We start from the raw sequence: 14,970 nt of genomic DNA, 5'->3' as shown, positions 1-14,970 counted from the left end.
TGTGGGGAAATGGTGACGTTATCGCATTTCGTCCGGTGCGGCAGTGCCTGTAATGGCAAGTCCCGACTTCAAAACCGACGCGACGGCGTACACCAGCCCAAGTCTGGCAATACTTGATTCTCGGTTTTTATCATTAACAAATCGTAATTCCGGCTGATCTTTACCTTTGTTCCAGTGCGCGTGGAAGGAACTGGCGAGGTCGTAGAGGTAAAAAGCGATACGATGCGGCTCCTGCGACTGGGCCGCCGCCTCGACGATACGCGGGAATTCAGCGAGCTTGGCGACAAGCTGCAATTCGGCCGGATCACCAATGCCTGCAACGGTTTTCGCGAGTTTCTCGTGGGAGACATCCAGGTCGGGAAAAGCCTCCCTCGCCTGCCGGAAGACCGACATGCATCGAGCATGCGCATACTGCACATAAAAAACAGGATTATCTTTCGACTGTTCCGTCACTTTGGCGAAATCGAAGTCGAGCGGCTCGGAATTCTTGCGGTAAAGCATCATGAACCGGACCGAATCACGGCCGACTTCCTCGACGACATCCCGAAGCGTGACGAAATCGCCCGAACGTTTCGACATCTTCACCGGCTCGCCGTTGCGATAGAGCTTGACGAGCTGGCAGAGCAGCACCGTCAGCTTCGCCTTACCGTCCGAAACTCCGCGTGCAACCGCTTCCAGGCGCTTGACGTAGCCGCCATGATCGGCGCCGAGCACATAGATCATCTCATTAAAGCCGCGGTCGAACTTGTTCTTAAAGTATGCGACGTCAGCGGCGAAATAGGTGTAGGAGCCGTCCGACTTGATGAGCGGCCGGTCCATATCGTCGCCCACTTCGGTCGAGCGGAACAGCGTCTGTTCGCGATCCTCCCAGTCCTCGGCAAGCTGGCCCTTCGGCGGCGGCAGCGTGCCCTTGTAGACAAAACCCTTGAAGGTCAGGTCGTTGATCGCCGTGCGGATCGCGGCCGCGCCATTGGCATGCAGCGTCCGCTCGGAGAAGAAGACGTCATGATGGACGTTCAGCGCCGCGAGATCTTCGCGGATCATCACCATCATCGCGTCGATCGTGCGATCCTTGACGATCGGCATCCACTGCTCTTCCGGCATGTTGTGCAGCCGCACGCCGTAATCGGCGGCAAGCGACTGGCCGACCGGCACAAGATAGTCGCCTGGGTAGAGACCCGAGGGGATCTCGCCGATCTTTTCGCCGAGCGCTTCGCGATAGCGCAGGAAGACGGACCGGGCGAGCACGTCGATCTGCGAGCCGGCATCGTTGATGTAATATTCCTTCTCGACGCCGTAACCGGCAAAAGCGAGCAGGTTGGCAAGCGCGTCTCCGACGACGGCGCCACGGCAATGGCCGACATGCATCGGGCCGGTCGGATTGGCCGAGACGTATTCGACGTTGACCTTCTTGCCCTCGCCGAGCGTCGAGCGGCCGTAATCGGTGCCGGCGCCGATCATCGAGGCGAGCAGCCGCTGCCAGTAGCCGACGGCGAGACGGATGTTGATGAAGCCCGGACCGGCGACCGAGACATCGGCGACGTCGGCATCCTCCTTGAGCTTGGCGATGATGACGTCGGCCAGGGCGCGCGGGTTGGTTCCAAGCGGTTTTGCCAGCACCATTGCGGCATTGGTGGCGACATCGCCATGGCTCGCGTCACGCGGCGGCTCGACGGCGATGCGGCCGAAATCGAGCTCGGATCGCTTTTCCCTGACCAGATCGATCTGTTCAAGGGCGGTTTTGATCCTGGCTTCGAAGTCGGTAAAAAGGTTCATCGCACTCTTCCATGCATAGGCTGTGCCAAAGGCTCAAATCGGCCCTCGGCGTGGGCGACCGCTGCCTATCGCAAATCCGGAGTGTGGTCAAACAACCGTCTGTGGGCGCTGATCGCATAGGTGTCGGTCATGCCGGCGAGATAATCGCCGACATGACGGGCCTTCGGCGCATCGGACAGGCCGGCGATATGATCGACCCAGTAATGGCTCTGCATCTCCTTGGGATTGGCCATGTAGGCGGCGAACAGATCGGTGACGATCTGGGCGGCACCGGCACGGATGCGCATGATATCGGGATTGCGGTAGATGCGTTTGAAGAGCATGGCCTTGATCTGCCTGTCGGTCTCGGCCATCCCTTCGGAAAAGGTGGCAATAACCTGGTCGGCAGCGCGGATGTCGCCCGCATTCTCAGGGCGGAGGAGGGAAAGGCGCTGCTGTGCTACGCCAATCACGTCTTCGACCATGCGGGTAATCTGGCGGCGCATGATCTCATGGGTGAATCGGCTCGGCTCCAGATGCGGGTAACGCGCCCTCACCTCGGCCATCAGCCCGGCAAGAAACGGGATTTCCTCCAGCATGTCGAAAGTCAGGTAACCGGAGCGCAGGCCATCGTCGATATCGTGGGTATTATAGGCGATGTCGTCAGCGATCGCCGCGACCTGGGCCTCCAGGCTGGCATAGGTTGCAAGCTCGAGATCGTGCAGCTCGCAATAATCGAGGATCGGCTGCGGAACGGGACCGCGGGTGCCGGTTCCATCAGGCGTCAGCAGCGGACCATTGTGCTTGACGAGACCTTCGAGGCTTTCCCAGGTCAGGTTGATGCCGTCGAATTCGGCATAACGCCGCTCCAGCTTGGTCACGATGCGCAGCGATTGTGCATTGTGATCGAAGCCGCCATAGGGCAGCAGCACCTCATGCAGCGCGTCCTCGCCGGTATGACCGAACGGCGTGTGGCCGAAATCGTGCACGAGCGCCACGCCTTCGGCCAGATCCTCATCGAGCTTCAGGGCGCGGGCAAGAGCGCGGGCGATCTGCGCCACCTCGATCGTATGCGTCAGCCGGGTGCGGTAATGATCGCCGTCCTGGGCTATGAAGACCTGGGTCTTGTGCTTCAGCCGGCGGAAGGCGGTGGTGTGGACGATGCGGTCGCGGTCGCGCTGGAAATCGGAGCGCGTCGGGCTTCCGTCCTCCTGATAGAGCCGCCCGCGCGTCGTCCAGGGGTCGGCCGCATAGACCGCCCTCTCACTGCTGCCGAAACCTAAAGCACGCGTATCGATCGTCATTCTTCACCGTCATCCTGCATGTTGCCGCATCTGCCCATTGACGCCGCCTAACGCTCTTCATACCTATAGCGTGATGAAACGGCAAAGAGGCGCTTTCTTAACCGCTTCGGCGCATCATCGCCTTTTCGCGAATATCATGGTAAGTTTCTTTGATATCAGGCATTTGAACATTCAAGTGCCCAAACCCATTCTCTCCGGATCTTGACCCCGGCAGGAGGAAACATGACGGATACGAGTGTAACCCTTTCAGATGCCGCGGCAAAGCGTATCGCTGCGATCGTCGGCGCCGAAGCCGGCAAGAGCGCCTTGCGCGTTTCCGTCGAAGGCGGCGGCTGTTCGGGCTTTTCCTACAAGTTCGATCTTGCCGACGGCGCTGCTGACGACGACATCATCGTCGAAAAGAACGATGCCAAGGTGCTGATCGACAGCCTTTCCCTCGTCTATATGGCGGGCTCGGAGATCGACTTCGTCGACAATCTGCTTGGCCAGTCCTTCCAGATCAAGAACCCGAATGCGGTGGCAAGCTGCGGCTGCGGCACCAGTTTCTCGATCTGAACGTCTAAACGCACATACCTACCCATCAAACCGGCCGAAGAATTCCTTCCGGCCGGTTTATCGTCTTGTCCGGCGGCGAAAGACCGCGATAAAAGAAGCGCGTCGCGCTTCGAACACGTCCGGGCGACATGCAATAATGGGAACGGGAGAGCCATGAAGATCGCGACCTGGAACATCAACGGCGTCAAGGCGCGCATCGACAATCTCACGCAATGGCTGAAAGATTCCGATCCGGATATCGTCTGCCTGCAGGAGATCAAGACCGTCGACGAAGGTTTCCCGCGGCTGGAGATCGAGGCGCTCGGCTATCATGTCGAGACGCACGGGCAGAAGGGCTTCAATGGCGTCGCGATCCTCTCCAAGAGTTCACCTTTCGAAGTGAACCGCGGCCTGCCCGGCGATCCGCTGGACGAACAAGCGCGTTTCCTCGAAGCGACGTTCACCCTGCCTGACACGCGAATCCTGCGCGTCTGCTGCATCTACCTGCCGAACGGCAATCCCGTCGAAACGGAGAAATATCCCTACAAGCTCGCCTGGATGGAGCGTCTGCGGACGTTCGCGGCCGAACGGCTGGCCTATGAAGAGATGCTGGTCCTTGCCGGCGATTACAATGTCATTCCGGAACCGCACGACTGCTTCGATCCCAAGGTCTGGGAAAGTGATGCGCTGTTTCTGCCGCAGACGCGGGAGGCGTTTCGCAGGCTCGAAAATCTCGGGCTGACGGATGCGGTGCGCGCCACGACGGATGCGACGCAGTTCTATTCCTTCTGGGATTATCAGGCCGGCGCCTGGCCGAAGAACAACGGCATCCGCATCGACCATCTGCTGCTGTCGCCGGAAGCTGCCGACCGGATGACGTCGGCTGCGATCGAAAAACATGTGCGGGCCTGGGAAAAACCGTCCGACCACGTGCCCGTCATCGCCTATTTCGATTTCGCAGCCTGAGGCCTTCTACCTCAATCGTCCGAACCGCTCGCGATCGTGTGCGACAGCGACACCGCTGTGCGGCGGTCGGACTCGTTTGCAACCGAGAAGGCCTGCTCCTGCAGCGCTTCCATCCAGCCGCAGTCCTTGGGCTTGCAGCGGTCGAGTGCTGCCGTCATCAGCGCCAGACCACGGGCCGTCTGGCCTTCGTCGAAAAGAATATTGCCGAAGACCGCCATGGCGCCGGGATGGCCGCTCTTGCGGGCCTGGTTCAGCCATTTCTTCGCCTGCTGCGGGCTGGAAGTGCCGCCCTCGCCGGCCAGCATCATCTGCGCCAGCTGGAACTGCGCCTCGGGCACGCCAAAGGTGGAGGCCACCTGAAAATAAAGCTGGCGCGCTTGGCTGAGGTCGGTCCTGACCGGACTGCCGGCGATGCCGTGCTTGTAATAGTTGGCGAGCGAGAGCAGCGCGTTGACGAAGAAGCCGGTATCTTCCGAGCCGGGTTCGACGCCCTGCTGGGCGATCTCGCTGTAGATCTTGAAGGCTTCGAAATCGTCCTGCGTGACACCGTCGCCATCGGCATACATGTTGGCGAGCGCCCAGCGCGAGCCGGTATGCCCCTTTTCGGCGGCGTATTTATAGGCTTCGACCGCCTCTTCCTTCTGGCCGTTCTTATAGGCCTTGAAGCCGAACTTGAAGAGGTCGAAGGGTCCGGATTCCTTACTGACGCCACCTTTGATGTCGAATGCGCGGCATGGACCGGACAGCGCCAGTGCTACGGCTATCGACATGCCCATCAGCATGAATTTGAACAGTTTGAACTCGGACGTCACCATTTCAACCGATTTCTTTCGTTCATCCCTGGCAGGCGGCAACGGCGCTCATGCCGTGCATCCCGCGGATGTATTCCTTCGAGGCGAGCGATCCCGCGGCGAGCTCCATGGCTCCTTTGCCCGCGTCGCATCCAGCCCACTGGCCTTTTCTCAAAGGCGGTATTCTCAGCACATCATTCAGAACCACCCGGCTCCCGGCATGGCCCAACTGCAATCTCCGTGGCACTCTTTCGGCAGGTGCGTCATCCGCCTTCCCGCCTCTATCGTATTCGTAAACAGCAAATGTGACGAAACCGGTATCGACAGCTCCGGCAAAGCCCGGCTGTTCATCCGAGCGGGTCGAAAACAGCGACAATGAACGGATCGACGACTTCATCGCGAGACCGGATTGGCGGCCGGAACAGCCTTGTTCGGAAAGCGAAACGACCGCAATCAAACGATTGTCGCCAATCGCGCCGTACGACCTGATGTACCCGGAAAAAAATCGACCCATACTACTATTTACACGCACCGTATGCCTGCCATCACCTCGCCCGCAAATATCGCTGCGCCCTCTTTGTGGCGGGAAATGGACAAATTCGCCTCACCACCACCATACGCCAAACGTCGTAAAAATGTGTTGCTGAATCGTCACAAATTGGAGCGTCGATTTGTCTTGCGACGCCCAAAGAAAAGCCCGGCAAACTGCCGGGCTCTAAGACTTCTACTTGGGCCGCAAGATCAGAACTTGACCTTTACGCTGGTGGAAAGAGCCGCCACCAGATCGTCGCCGAAGGAATAGGAGACGTCGTTGCCGTAGGTCCGGCCATTATAGACGTAGGTGCCGGATTCCCCGCCGGTCATGATGCCGAGCGCGCCGGCCAGACGCCACTCGACATTCTCCACCGGCGTATAGGAGACACCCGCGCCGAGCGTCCATGTGTCGGTCTGGGCGCCGTAGCCCTGGCTCGTGCCGCGATCCCAGGTCAGGCTAAGGGCGCCGGCCCATTGTTCGTTGAACTTGTGGCCGACGCCGCCGCTGATCGTCCAACCGTCGCGGTAGAAGAGATCGAGCGAGGTGAGTTGGCTGCCGGCGCCGCAGGCGACGACGCCCTTGTTGGCCTTCGGGCAGAAGGCGATCGACTGCAGCACGCTCCAGTTCGTCCACTTGACGGAACCGAAGGCAAGCCAATCGGGCGCAATGCCGCTCTGCAGTTTCAATTCGACGGAATCGGGCGCTTCGGCCGAACCGTAGACCGGCGTAACGACGCCGAGGTAGGGATTGGCGGGATTCGCCGGCACCTCGGTCAGGTCGACCGTGCCGGTAAGATTGTCATATTTGACCTTGCTGTTGTAGACTAGGCTGGCGCGGAAGGCATATTCCTCGATTTCGTAGGCGATGCCCGCCCGCCATCCCATGGCCTGGTCGGCAAGGTCCAGACGACCGGTGCCGTCATAGACCAGCGCTGCCGCCCCTGGGATCGGCGCGACGAGGCGTGTCTTGAAACCTTCGACCGTCTGATAGAAGCCGCCGCCGATCAGGCGGAGCTGGCCAGGCCCCATATCGAAACGATAGGAGCAGGTGGCGCCGTAGTTGCGGGTGCTGATCTTGGTTTCGATGTTGTCGTTGACGCCCAACCAGTCAGCGCCGGGATTGGTATGTGCGCCGAACGGTGTCGAAAAATCGCCCATACAGTCGATGGCATCGCCGAAACCGACCTTCACCCCGAGATAGGGGATCCAGTAATCCTCCGTATCATCCGCCGTGGTCGAACCGCCGCCGATGCCGTTCGTGCCGAGACCATCGGTGGGATCGGTGTCCCTGACGTTCTTCAGCTTGCGCTGCGGCATGACAAACGTCGCGCCGGACTGGACGGCGAACCTCGAATTGTCAAAGAGAAGGTCGATATTGTATCCGCCGCGCTCCAGACCGCCGGCGAAGGACGGCGATGCAAGCGACGAAAGAAGAACGAGCGATGTTATGCCCTTGGAAAACCTACGAGATGCCATTGTGTCTCCCCCACTCCAGCAATTGATGTGACTCCACTCTAGTAAGTGTTCGCGTGATATGGCAACGCGCCCTACGGCAGCGCTCCCAGGCATTGCAGTGGCCAACTTACGTAAAGAAATTGACGGACACGTCAAAAAACCTGGTTAATAAAATTTTATTCCAGACTTATCGAATTTCAGATGGGCTTTTGGGTTTTCATTCCAAGCATTGCAGAAGCTGTATCAATCCGACAACAGTGGCAGTTTTCGCCCGCTGGATGCCCGTTCAGCCACAATCCACAGGTTCCGCGCCTGAAACCGGCGGCTTTCAGGTCCGAATCATGCGCGCCCAAAACGACAAAAAAGACGCGCCCGCAGCGGGGCGCGTCTTTGAAATAACTTACCAAAATGGGCCAGTGAAACTTACCCGGCTTCGCTCACCCTGGAAAGAGCGATCCTCAGGCTCGCGATCTGACCCTTCAGTTCCTCGAGGCGCTCACGCTCGCCCTCCACCACTTCGGGATTGGCGTTGGCGACGAACTTCTCGTTGGAGAGCTTGCCGTCGATGCGGGAGATCTCGCCTTCCATCTTGGCAATCGCTTTTTCCAGACGAGCCTTTTCGGCGGAAAGGTCGATCAGCTTGCCGAGCGGCAGGCAGATGGTGGCCTCGGCAATGACGATCTGAGCGGCACCCTTGGGCGCATCGTCAGCCAGCGATATCGCCTCGACGCGCGCAAGCCGCTTGATGGCGGCGTCGTGGCGGAACAGCCGTTCACGCGTCAGGTTGTTGGCCTTGACGACGACGAGCGGGGCTATCGCCGATGGCGGCACGTTCATTTCGGCGCGCACCGAGCGGATGCCGGATACGAGGTCGATCAGCCAGTTGATCTCGTCGGCGGCCGCGTCATCGGCATAGGACGGCGCCGGCCATTCGGCATGACAGACCAATGTGTCGCGCTCTTTGCCTTCGCCTGCCGTATGAGCCCAAAGCTCTTCGGTCATGAAGGGCATGAAGGGATGCAGCAGCTTGTAGATCTCTTCGAGAATATAAGCGCTGCAGGCCTGGGCTTCCGCCTTGGCGCCCTCGTCCTCACCATTGAAGACCGGCTTCAACAGTTCGAGATACCAGTCGCAGACCTCATTCCAGACGAAGCGGTAGAGCGCGCCGGCAGCATCGTTGAAGCGGAAGGCTTCGAGTGCTTCCGTAACGTCACGTTCCGTACGGGCAAGTTCCGTCAGGATCCAACGGTTGATGGTGAGCTCGGCGGCCTCCGGCACGAAATGCGGATCGCTCTTTGCGCCGTTCATCTCGGCGAAGCGTGTGGCGTTCCAGAGCTTGGTGCCGAAATTGCGGTAGCCGGCGATGCGGGCCGGATCGAGCTTCACGTCGCGGCCCTGCGCCGCCATGATCGCCAGGGTAAACCGCAGCGCGTCGGCGCCGTATTCGTCGATCAGTTCCAAGGGATCAATGACGTTGCCCTTCGATTTCGACATCTTCTGCCCGTTCTTGTCGCGCACCAGCGCGTGGACATAGACGGTCTGGAAGGGCTCGACGGGTTCGCCGTCCTCATCCTTCATGAAGTGCAGGCCCATCATCATCATGCGGGCGACCCAGAAGAAGATGATGTCGAAGCCGGTGACGAGAACGTTGGTCGGATAATAACGCGCAAGCTCCGGCGTCTCATCCGGCCAGCCGAGCGTCGAGAAGGGCCAGAGTGCAGAGGAGAACCATGTGTCGAGCACGTCCTCGTCACGCGTCAGGATCTCGCCCGGCTTGAAGTTTTCGAGCAGGTCCTCGACATAGGCCTTCATCGGCCCCTCATGCGAGAGGTAATGCTGAATCGCCGCCTGCAGTGCCTCTTCCTCGGTCTTTTCGACGAAGACCTGGCCATCCGGGCCGTACCAGGCGGGGATCTGGTGACCCCACCAGAGCTGACGGGAGATGCACCACGGCTGGATGTTTTCCATCCATTCGTAATAGGTCTTGTCCCAGCTCTTTGGCACCATCCTGGTGCGGCCTTCGCGGACCGAGGCGATCGCCGGTTCGGCGAGCGTCTTTGCATCGACATACCACTGCTCGGTAAGCCGCGGTTCTATCGGCACGCCACCGCGGTCGCCGTGCGGGACCATGTGCTTGTGTGGCTCGATCTTGTCGACGAGGCCCGCCTCCTCGAAAATCTCGACGATGACCTTGCGCGCATAGAAGCGGTCCTGCCCTTCCAGGCGGTCCCAGGCGCCGTGCAGCGCCGCCGGATTGTCGAGACCTTCAAGAAAGTCCTCATTGTCCTTGATGGTGATCGTGCCGTCGCCGTTCATGATATTGATGACGTGAAGACCTGCGCGCTTGCCGACATCGAAGTCGTTGAAATCGTGCGCGGGCGTTATCTTCACCGCGCCGGTGCCGGCAGCCGGATCGGCATAATCGTCAGCAACGATCGGAATTCTGCGGCCGACGATCGGCAGAATGACATGCTTGCCGACAATGCCCTGATAGCGTTCGTCCTTGGGATTGACGGCAACACCGGTATCGCCCAGCATTGTCTCCGGTCGTGTCGTTGCGACGACAACATAATCGCGCGTCTCGAATTCGGTTGGCTTGCCTTCCTCATCGAATGCAATCGGGTATTGGTAGGTTACGCCCTTTTCCAGCGGATAGCGCAGGTGCCAGAGATTGCCCTTGACCTCGTGCTGCTCGACTTCGATATCGGAAATCGCCGTCAGCAGCTTCGGATCCCAATTGACCAGGCGCTTGTCCTTGTAGATCAGACCTTCCTTGTAGAGGCTGACGAAAACCTCGATAACCGCCTTCGACAGGCCCTCGTCCATGGTGAAACGTTCGCGCGACCAGTCGCATGATGCACCCAGGCGCTTCAGCTGGTTGAAGATCAGGCCGCCCGATTCGGCCTTCCATTCCCAAATCTTGTCGATAAAGGCTTCGCGGCCCATGTCGCGGCGGCCCGGCAGCTGCTGTTCCATCAGCTTGCGCTCGACGACCATCTGCGTGGCGATGCCGGCATGGTCCATGCCCGGCTGCCAGAGCACGTCCTTGCCGCGCATGCGCTCGAAGCGGACCATGATGTCCTGCAGCGTGTTGTTCAGCGCATGGCCCATGTGCAGCGAACCGGTGACATTCGGCGGCGGGATCACGATGGAGAAGGTCTCGGCCCCCGGTCTGGCGTTCGCGCCGGCGCGGAAAGCGTCCGCCTCATCCCATATCGCGGCGATTTTCGGTTCGACGGCAGCGGAATCATAGGTCTTGTCGAGCATTTTCTGACCAATTTCGAGGTTCGAGGGTGGCGTTTGTAAATAGGATGGTCACGGGCAAGTCAATAAAAAAGCCGCCCCGGAGACCGGAGCGGCTTTTCCACGAAAAAGCAATCCGATCAGCGGCGCGGGCCGCGCGCGACGCGCTCGATTTCCTCGCGCACCAACCGCTCGACCAGTGTCGGCAGATTATCATCGAGCCATTCGCGCAGCATCGGGCGAAGCATGTCCTCAGCAATCTCGTCCAGCGAGCGGCGCTCGGCACCGTCGATCGCAGCGGCAAGCTCCTCGAAGGAGCGGCTGATCTGCAGCCCGGCATCCTCCGAAAGCAGCGTCGGCTGGACCTCGTCCATAACGCTCGGCAGGAAACGCTCGGTCGAGGACTGAGCGGGTTCAAAAGTTGGCGGCGCCGTTTCGATAGCAGGCGCCGGCTCGGCGGCGGCGACCTCGGGCGTTTCCATCAGGACCGGCTCGGTCGGCTGCTGGATTGCAACATGCTGAACGGGTGTTGCGGCTGGGAAAACGGGCTGTGCCTGATGTGGTTGTGGTTGCTGTGCAGCGGCGCGCGGCGGCTCCGGCATCACGGCCGGCTGCGGTTCGGGCTGACGGAAGCCGCTCGGAATTTCACGCAAGGCCTGACCGGCCTGCACGGCGCTGCGTTCGGAGGCAGCGCGCACGCGGGCGGCGACATCGGCAAGCGACAGAGCGCGCGCCGGAACTTCTGATTCGGGAGCTGTGCCGGCCGAATTGGCGGCGACGAAACGCGGATCGGAGGAGCGCATGACCGGTTCGGGGAATTCCACGCCGGCATAGGTGTCGTCGACCGTCAGATGAATTTCGGAGCCGTTCTCATCCTCGTCGGCGCCGTAGACCGGCGGCAGGGATGCGGAAATCGCCTTGCCGGCGCCGGGCTCATTGCTTTCGATGATCTGGCGGATGGAGGCCAGAATTTCTTCCATGGACGGTTCACGCGCTACGCTTGGCTGAGCCATTTCTATCCCCGTTATCCCAAAACAACGACCGGATGGTGTGGAGCATTCACCCGAATCACCACGACCTTAGAATACCCCAAGCGGGAAAAAAATCATCGCGAATCAAATGAATGCGGCCATGCACAGTTTTGTTACCTGATGTTTGCGACGCGGCGGCGTCAGGATAATTCATGTTTGTGAAGGCTCTCCTGCGGCCCTGACAAAAAAACGGGCGCCGATGGCGCCCGTCGCTGAATTCGTCGATGAGAACGATCTCAGAAAACGAATTCGCGCGCCTTGGCGAAACCCGGCAGCGGCTTGACCGAAGCATTGAAGAAGACATTCTCCGAAACAGCGCCGCGCTCGGCGACAAAGACCTTGGCGCGGGCGGCATTGCCGTAACCTTCGACAGTGATCAGACGACCACCATCGCGCAATTGACCAAGAAGGCTCGCCGGAACCTCTTCGACTGCGCCGTTGACGAAGATCAGATCATAGGGAGCGCCGGCAGCGTAGCCCTGTTCGAGCGGGCCGGTCACGACCTCGACTTTGGCGTAGCCGGCAAGCTGGGCCTTCGCTTCAGTGGCCAGCGCCTCGTCGCATTCGAGCGCGATGACGGAACCGGCAATGATCGACAGCAGCGCCGAGGTGTAACCCGTACCGCAACCGACTTCGAGCACGAAGTCATCCTTGGTGATCGCAGCCAGCTGCAGCAGCTTGGCAAGCGGCGACGCTTCCATCAGGAAGCGGGCCGGCTTTCCCGGTGCGGCTGCGGAGATCTCGATGTCGTTGTCGATGTAAGCCAGCAGCTTCGCCTTCTCCGGCACGAAAGCCTCACGCGGCACCGTGAGAAATGCCGTCAGCACGGAATGCGAGGTAACGTCCGTCGTGCGAACCTGGGTATCGACCATCTTTACGCGCGCTGCTTCGAAATCCATCATGTCCTCTCGCTCTTGAAAAGCGGTTCCTGTCCCTCGTCTCTTAATCCCCGCCACGGATGCTTTCAAGGCTTGGCAGGCGCCGGCGAAAAGAATCCGGCAGGCGCCTCTTCCGCGCCACAGGGGTAGCACGGACGCCCCAGCTCCAGCGTGGAATCTTTTAGCCCTTCATGTTATGATCTGCAGCGGAGGAAGTAGGAGGAGCAGGCGATGTCTGCAATTTTCGAGTATTTCACGCTGTTCGATTTCTTCATCGTCGCAGCGCTCGTCGGCATATTCTGCTGCGGGCTGCTGGACGGCGAAACGACTTGGAAGCGCTAGAGCGCCGAAGCACGCTCGGAGACACCCCTTGCATGGCGTTTGCGGCAATCATGCCCGGCGCTGGTCCGGCATGCGTTGGTTTCCTTTGAAAACCAGTCCTCGACTACCACACGCCCATTAACGTTACGTCAACCATTTTGTTGCGGCGCCTCGCCTTCCGCTATGGCTGTGCGCATGCAAACCTTCATGATCCAATCGCGCGGCATGGGGCATGAATTGAGCGATCTGCAGTATCAGGCGCGCAAATCCGGAAAGGCGGCCTGAAGTTCCTCTACCGCCTCACGGGAATCAATCCGTTGCAGTTCGATTTTTCGCCCGGCCAGCGGGTCTGGCAGCATCGCAAACGCCAATGCCGCGCCGCTGAGCCCGCAGCTTTTCACATCGATTGTGTCATGTGGAAGTTGGAGGCCTCGCCCGGAATTGAACCGGGGTACAAGGATTTGCAGTCCTCTGCGTCACCACTCCGCCACGAGGCCTCACGCGCTCGTTATCTGAGCCGTGGCGAGCGTTTAGAATGATCGTAAGGAAATCGCAAGAGGGCATTTCGGAAAAACGCTATTCCGCAGTTGCCGAAACGACCATTTCTCCATCCCGAAACGGAGCGGGCGCGGGCTGGAATTTCCACGGCCGTGACGATGATCCATTTCCTGCCAATGATGGCATTTGAAACAAATTCTTGACTTGACTTCGATCGCCGTCCGGCACTCAATTGCCCTCGGGAGGGTATAGGAGCTTGCGATGGATTGGGCTGCCCTCAAATCGAAGCGCGTGCGTGCAGCATATGACGCCGAAACCCGGGATCTCCATGTAAAGTTCCCCGGTTCTCCGCCGGTGAACCATGCGGATATTCCGCCGCACGTCTACCAGAACCTGCTGGAAACCGATGATCCATACTTCTACTATCAGTACTATATAGCGCCGTCTCGCGTATCACCGGGCCGTCGACAACCGGTCTCCGTGGCGTCCTACGCAGTGAAGCTCGTCCTTCTCCTTGCCGCCTGTAGCCTGTTGATGGCGACCGGCCTCGATCCGGACCATGGCGGGACTTTCGAGGAAAGCGAACTCAGATCCAACTAGATGCGAATGTGGATGAGTTGCGCGCTCAGCCCAATCTCCGGGCCTGCGACAAGGCGGCTGGTTCCGGCGTCGAAATTGTCGCTCCTGTTCTGAGAACGGTAGCGCCGATTGTCCCGCTCGCGGTCGTTCCTCCCGTCGCGCTCATTCCGGCCGTTGAAATTGCGATAGTTTCGAGGTCCGCTATAGCCGCGTTGGCCGTGATCGACCACGCAGCCTTCGGGCCGGCGGCAGATGCCACGGGCGTCGAAACCGCCGTTGTCGGCCCCCTGGGCCTCGGCGGGCGCGCCGGAGAGGATGCTCGCCGCTGACAGGACAACCACAAAAAATAGCTTCATTTCCTCACCTGAGCCATTGTGGGGCACTTACAGTTCATAAACCACGAATGCGAAAAGTGCCTCACTGTTCCACAGGCCCCTTCGCTGGGGCGACCGTCAGCCAGCCGGTTTCCCTCGCCTGTGCCACCAGACCGCCAGCCGGCGCCGAAGCCGGCGCGCGAACGGCAGATCGTGCGAGAGCACGAGGAAGCCGAGCGGCAGCATCCAGAAGCCGAGGATGGGGAGGAAACCCAACAAGCCGCAGAAAATGAGGGCCATGCCGAGCCCCATCCGCGCGATGCGCGAGCGCGGCATGCCGATGCTGAAAGAGCCGAGCACAAGCCTGCCGCTTGCATGATCGATGCCGAAGCGCACTGCCCGTGCCTTGCGCTTCCCGCCGCCTTTCGTCTGATCGCGATCATTCCCTTTTGTCATTCCCCAGAGATGGGCGCAGGCATCCCAAATACAAGTTCATTTCATTTTTTTGAAAAAACCGCTTGGCAAATCGGGAAAGCGTTTGTATTAGCCCACTCACACCGCGCCAAGCAGTGATCCCTGGTAGCTCAGCGGTAGAGCATTCGACTGTTAATCGACAGGTCGCCGGTTCGAATCCGGCCCGGGGAGCCATTTTTCAAGTTAAGCGCCTGTTTCGTTGACAATTCCGAATGCAGGCGCTTACTTCCCACTTTCCCTCCCCGGTTTTGGAGCCTCTTTGAGCCGCGTTGCTCCCTAGCCCTAAATCAGCA

The 14,970-nt window shown here is 59.9% G+C and carries 13 protein-coding genes and 2 tRNA genes; 4 read left to right on the top strand and 11 right to left on the bottom strand.

Translation table 11 applies throughout. The annotated features are described in order from the left end of the window. Positions 1-18 precede the first annotated feature (18 nt). Positions 19-1,776, bottom strand: coding sequence for an arginine--tRNA ligase (gene argS, locus OIU37_RS01005; protein ID WP_171602266.1), 1,758 nt, complete (start codon positions 1,774-1,776; stop codon positions 19-21). A gap of 65 nt (positions 1,777-1,841) precedes the next feature. After that, entirely contained in the window at positions 1,842-3,059 is a 1,218-nt protein-coding gene (locus OIU37_RS01000; RefSeq protein WP_240603454.1) for a deoxyguanosinetriphosphate triphosphohydrolase, read from the bottom strand. Between the two features lie 222 nt (positions 3,060-3,281). Here OIU37_RS01000 and erpA point away from each other — a divergent pair, with 222 nt between their 5' ends. Then, positions 3,282-3,614 (top strand): iron-sulfur cluster insertion protein ErpA, encoded by a 333-nt coding sequence (erpA, locus tag OIU37_RS00995; RefSeq protein ID WP_264255109.1) that lies wholly within the window; start codon positions 3,282-3,284, stop codon positions 3,612-3,614. Between the two features lie 153 nt (positions 3,615-3,767). After that, entirely contained in the window at positions 3,768-4,559 is a 792-nt protein-coding gene (gene xth / locus OIU37_RS00990; RefSeq protein ID WP_180695317.1) for an exodeoxyribonuclease III, read from the top strand. Between the two features lie 11 nt (positions 4,560-4,570). On the opposite strand, the gene exoR is transcribed toward xth, so the two are convergent. The 7 genes from exoR to OIU37_RS00955 form a co-directional block, all read right to left on the bottom strand. Continuing rightward, complete coding sequence (gene exoR / locus OIU37_RS00985) at positions 4,571-5,374, bottom strand: exopolysaccharide production regulator ExoR (protein WP_171602262.1); 804 nt, start codon at positions 5,372-5,374, stop codon at positions 4,571-4,573. Between the two features lie 19 nt (positions 5,375-5,393). Continuing rightward, positions 5,394-5,864, bottom strand: coding sequence for a hypothetical protein (locus OIU37_RS00980; RefSeq protein WP_180695318.1), 471 nt, complete (start codon positions 5,862-5,864; stop codon positions 5,394-5,396). Positions 5,865-6,091: 227 nt separating this feature from the next. Beyond that, positions 6,092-7,360 carry an OmpP1/FadL family transporter gene (locus OIU37_RS00975; protein ID WP_171602261.1) on the bottom strand — a complete coding sequence of 423 codons (1,269 nt, stop codon included), beginning with the start codon at positions 7,358-7,360 and terminating at the stop codon, positions 6,092-6,094. A 402-nt stretch (positions 7,361-7,762) separates the two neighbouring features. Continuing rightward, complete coding sequence (locus OIU37_RS00970) at positions 7,763-10,606, bottom strand: valine--tRNA ligase (protein ID WP_264255108.1); 2,844 nt, start codon at positions 10,604-10,606, stop codon at positions 7,763-7,765. Positions 10,607-10,722: 116 nt separating this feature from the next. Then, the gene (locus OIU37_RS00965; protein ID WP_171602259.1) at positions 10,723-11,595 is read right to left on the bottom strand and encodes a PopZ family protein; all 873 of its coding nucleotides are present in this window, start codon (positions 11,593-11,595) and stop codon (positions 10,723-10,725) included. A gap of 254 nt (positions 11,596-11,849) precedes the next feature. Continuing rightward, positions 11,850-12,515 (bottom strand): protein-L-isoaspartate O-methyltransferase, encoded by a 666-nt coding sequence (locus tag OIU37_RS00960; protein ID WP_264255107.1) that lies wholly within the window; start codon positions 12,513-12,515, stop codon positions 11,850-11,852. A 720-nt stretch (positions 12,516-13,235) separates the two neighbouring features. Next, positions 13,236-13,309: transfer RNA gene (locus OIU37_RS00955), tRNA-Cys, on the bottom strand. A 262-nt stretch (positions 13,310-13,571) separates the two neighbouring features. Here OIU37_RS00955 and OIU37_RS00950 point away from each other — a divergent pair. After that, positions 13,572-13,910: a KTSC domain-containing protein gene (locus tag OIU37_RS00950; RefSeq protein WP_171602256.1), complete on the top strand. Its 339-nt coding sequence runs from the start codon at positions 13,572-13,574 to the stop codon at positions 13,908-13,910. Here OIU37_RS00950 and OIU37_RS00945 read toward each other — a convergent pair. Together OIU37_RS00945 and OIU37_RS00940 are read right to left on the bottom strand one after the other, a co-directional pair. After that, on the bottom strand, positions 13,907-14,245 hold the full coding sequence (locus OIU37_RS00945; RefSeq protein ID WP_264255106.1) for a hypothetical protein: 339 nt from the start codon (positions 14,243-14,245) through the stop codon (positions 13,907-13,909). The two genes, OIU37_RS00950 and OIU37_RS00945, sit on opposite strands and share 4 nt — an antisense overlap. Before the next feature lie 96 nt (positions 14,246-14,341). Then, positions 14,342-14,659 carry a hypothetical protein gene (locus tag OIU37_RS00940; RefSeq protein ID WP_171602254.1) on the bottom strand — a complete coding sequence of 106 codons (318 nt, stop codon included), beginning with the start codon at positions 14,657-14,659 and terminating at the stop codon, positions 14,342-14,344. Between the two features lie 117 nt (positions 14,660-14,776). Between OIU37_RS00940 and OIU37_RS00935 the strand changes: the two genes are divergently transcribed. Further along, positions 14,777-14,851: transfer RNA gene (locus tag OIU37_RS00935), tRNA-Asn, on the top strand. Positions 14,852-14,970 lie beyond the last annotated feature (119 nt).

This window comes from Rhizobium sp. BT-226 (assembly GCF_025847085.2).
GTDB lineage: Bacteria > Pseudomonadota > Alphaproteobacteria > Rhizobiales > Rhizobiaceae > Rhizobium > Rhizobium sophorae.
Note: the sequence above shows the minus strand (reverse complement) of the source record. Positions and strands in the feature narration are given on the sequence as shown.

Bases quoted from the DNA above. Each gene is read 5' to 3' on its own strand.
- argS (WP_171602266.1), bottom strand. From the start codon at position 1,776: ATGAACCTTTTTACCGACTTCGAAGCCAGGATCAAAACCGCCCTTGAA.
- OIU37_RS01000 (WP_240603454.1), bottom strand. From the start codon at position 3,059: ATGACGATCGATACGCGTGCTTTAGGTTTCGGCAGCAGTGAGAGGGCG.
- erpA (WP_264255109.1), top strand. From the start codon at position 3,282: ATGACGGATACGAGTGTAACCCTTTCAGATGCCGCGGCAAAGCGTATC.
- xth (WP_180695317.1), top strand. From the start codon at position 3,768: ATGAAGATCGCGACCTGGAACATCAACGGCGTCAAGGCGCGCATCGAC.
- exoR (WP_171602262.1), bottom strand. From the start codon at position 5,374: ATGGTGACGTCCGAGTTCAAACTGTTCAAATTCATGCTGATGGGCATG.
- OIU37_RS00980 (WP_180695318.1), bottom strand. From the start codon at position 5,864: ATGGGTCGATTTTTTTCCGGGTACATCAGGTCGTACGGCGCGATTGGC.
- OIU37_RS00975 (WP_171602261.1), bottom strand. From the start codon at position 7,360: ATGGCATCTCGTAGGTTTTCCAAGGGCATAACATCGCTCGTTCTTCTT.
- OIU37_RS00970 (WP_264255108.1), bottom strand. From the start codon at position 10,606: ATGCTCGACAAGACCTATGATTCCGCTGCCGTCGAACCGAAAATCGCC.
- OIU37_RS00965 (WP_171602259.1), bottom strand. From the start codon at position 11,595: ATGGCTCAGCCAAGCGTAGCGCGTGAACCGTCCATGGAAGAAATTCTG.
- OIU37_RS00960 (WP_264255107.1), bottom strand. From the start codon at position 12,515: ATGATGGATTTCGAAGCAGCGCGCGTAAAGATGGTCGATACCCAGGTT.
- OIU37_RS00950 (WP_171602256.1), top strand. From the start codon at position 13,572: ATGGATTGGGCTGCCCTCAAATCGAAGCGCGTGCGTGCAGCATATGAC.
- OIU37_RS00945 (WP_264255106.1), bottom strand. From the start codon at position 14,245: ATGAAGCTATTTTTTGTGGTTGTCCTGTCAGCGGCGAGCATCCTCTCC.
- OIU37_RS00940 (WP_171602254.1), bottom strand. From the start codon at position 14,659: ATGACAAAAGGGAATGATCGCGATCAGACGAAAGGCGGCGGGAAGCGC.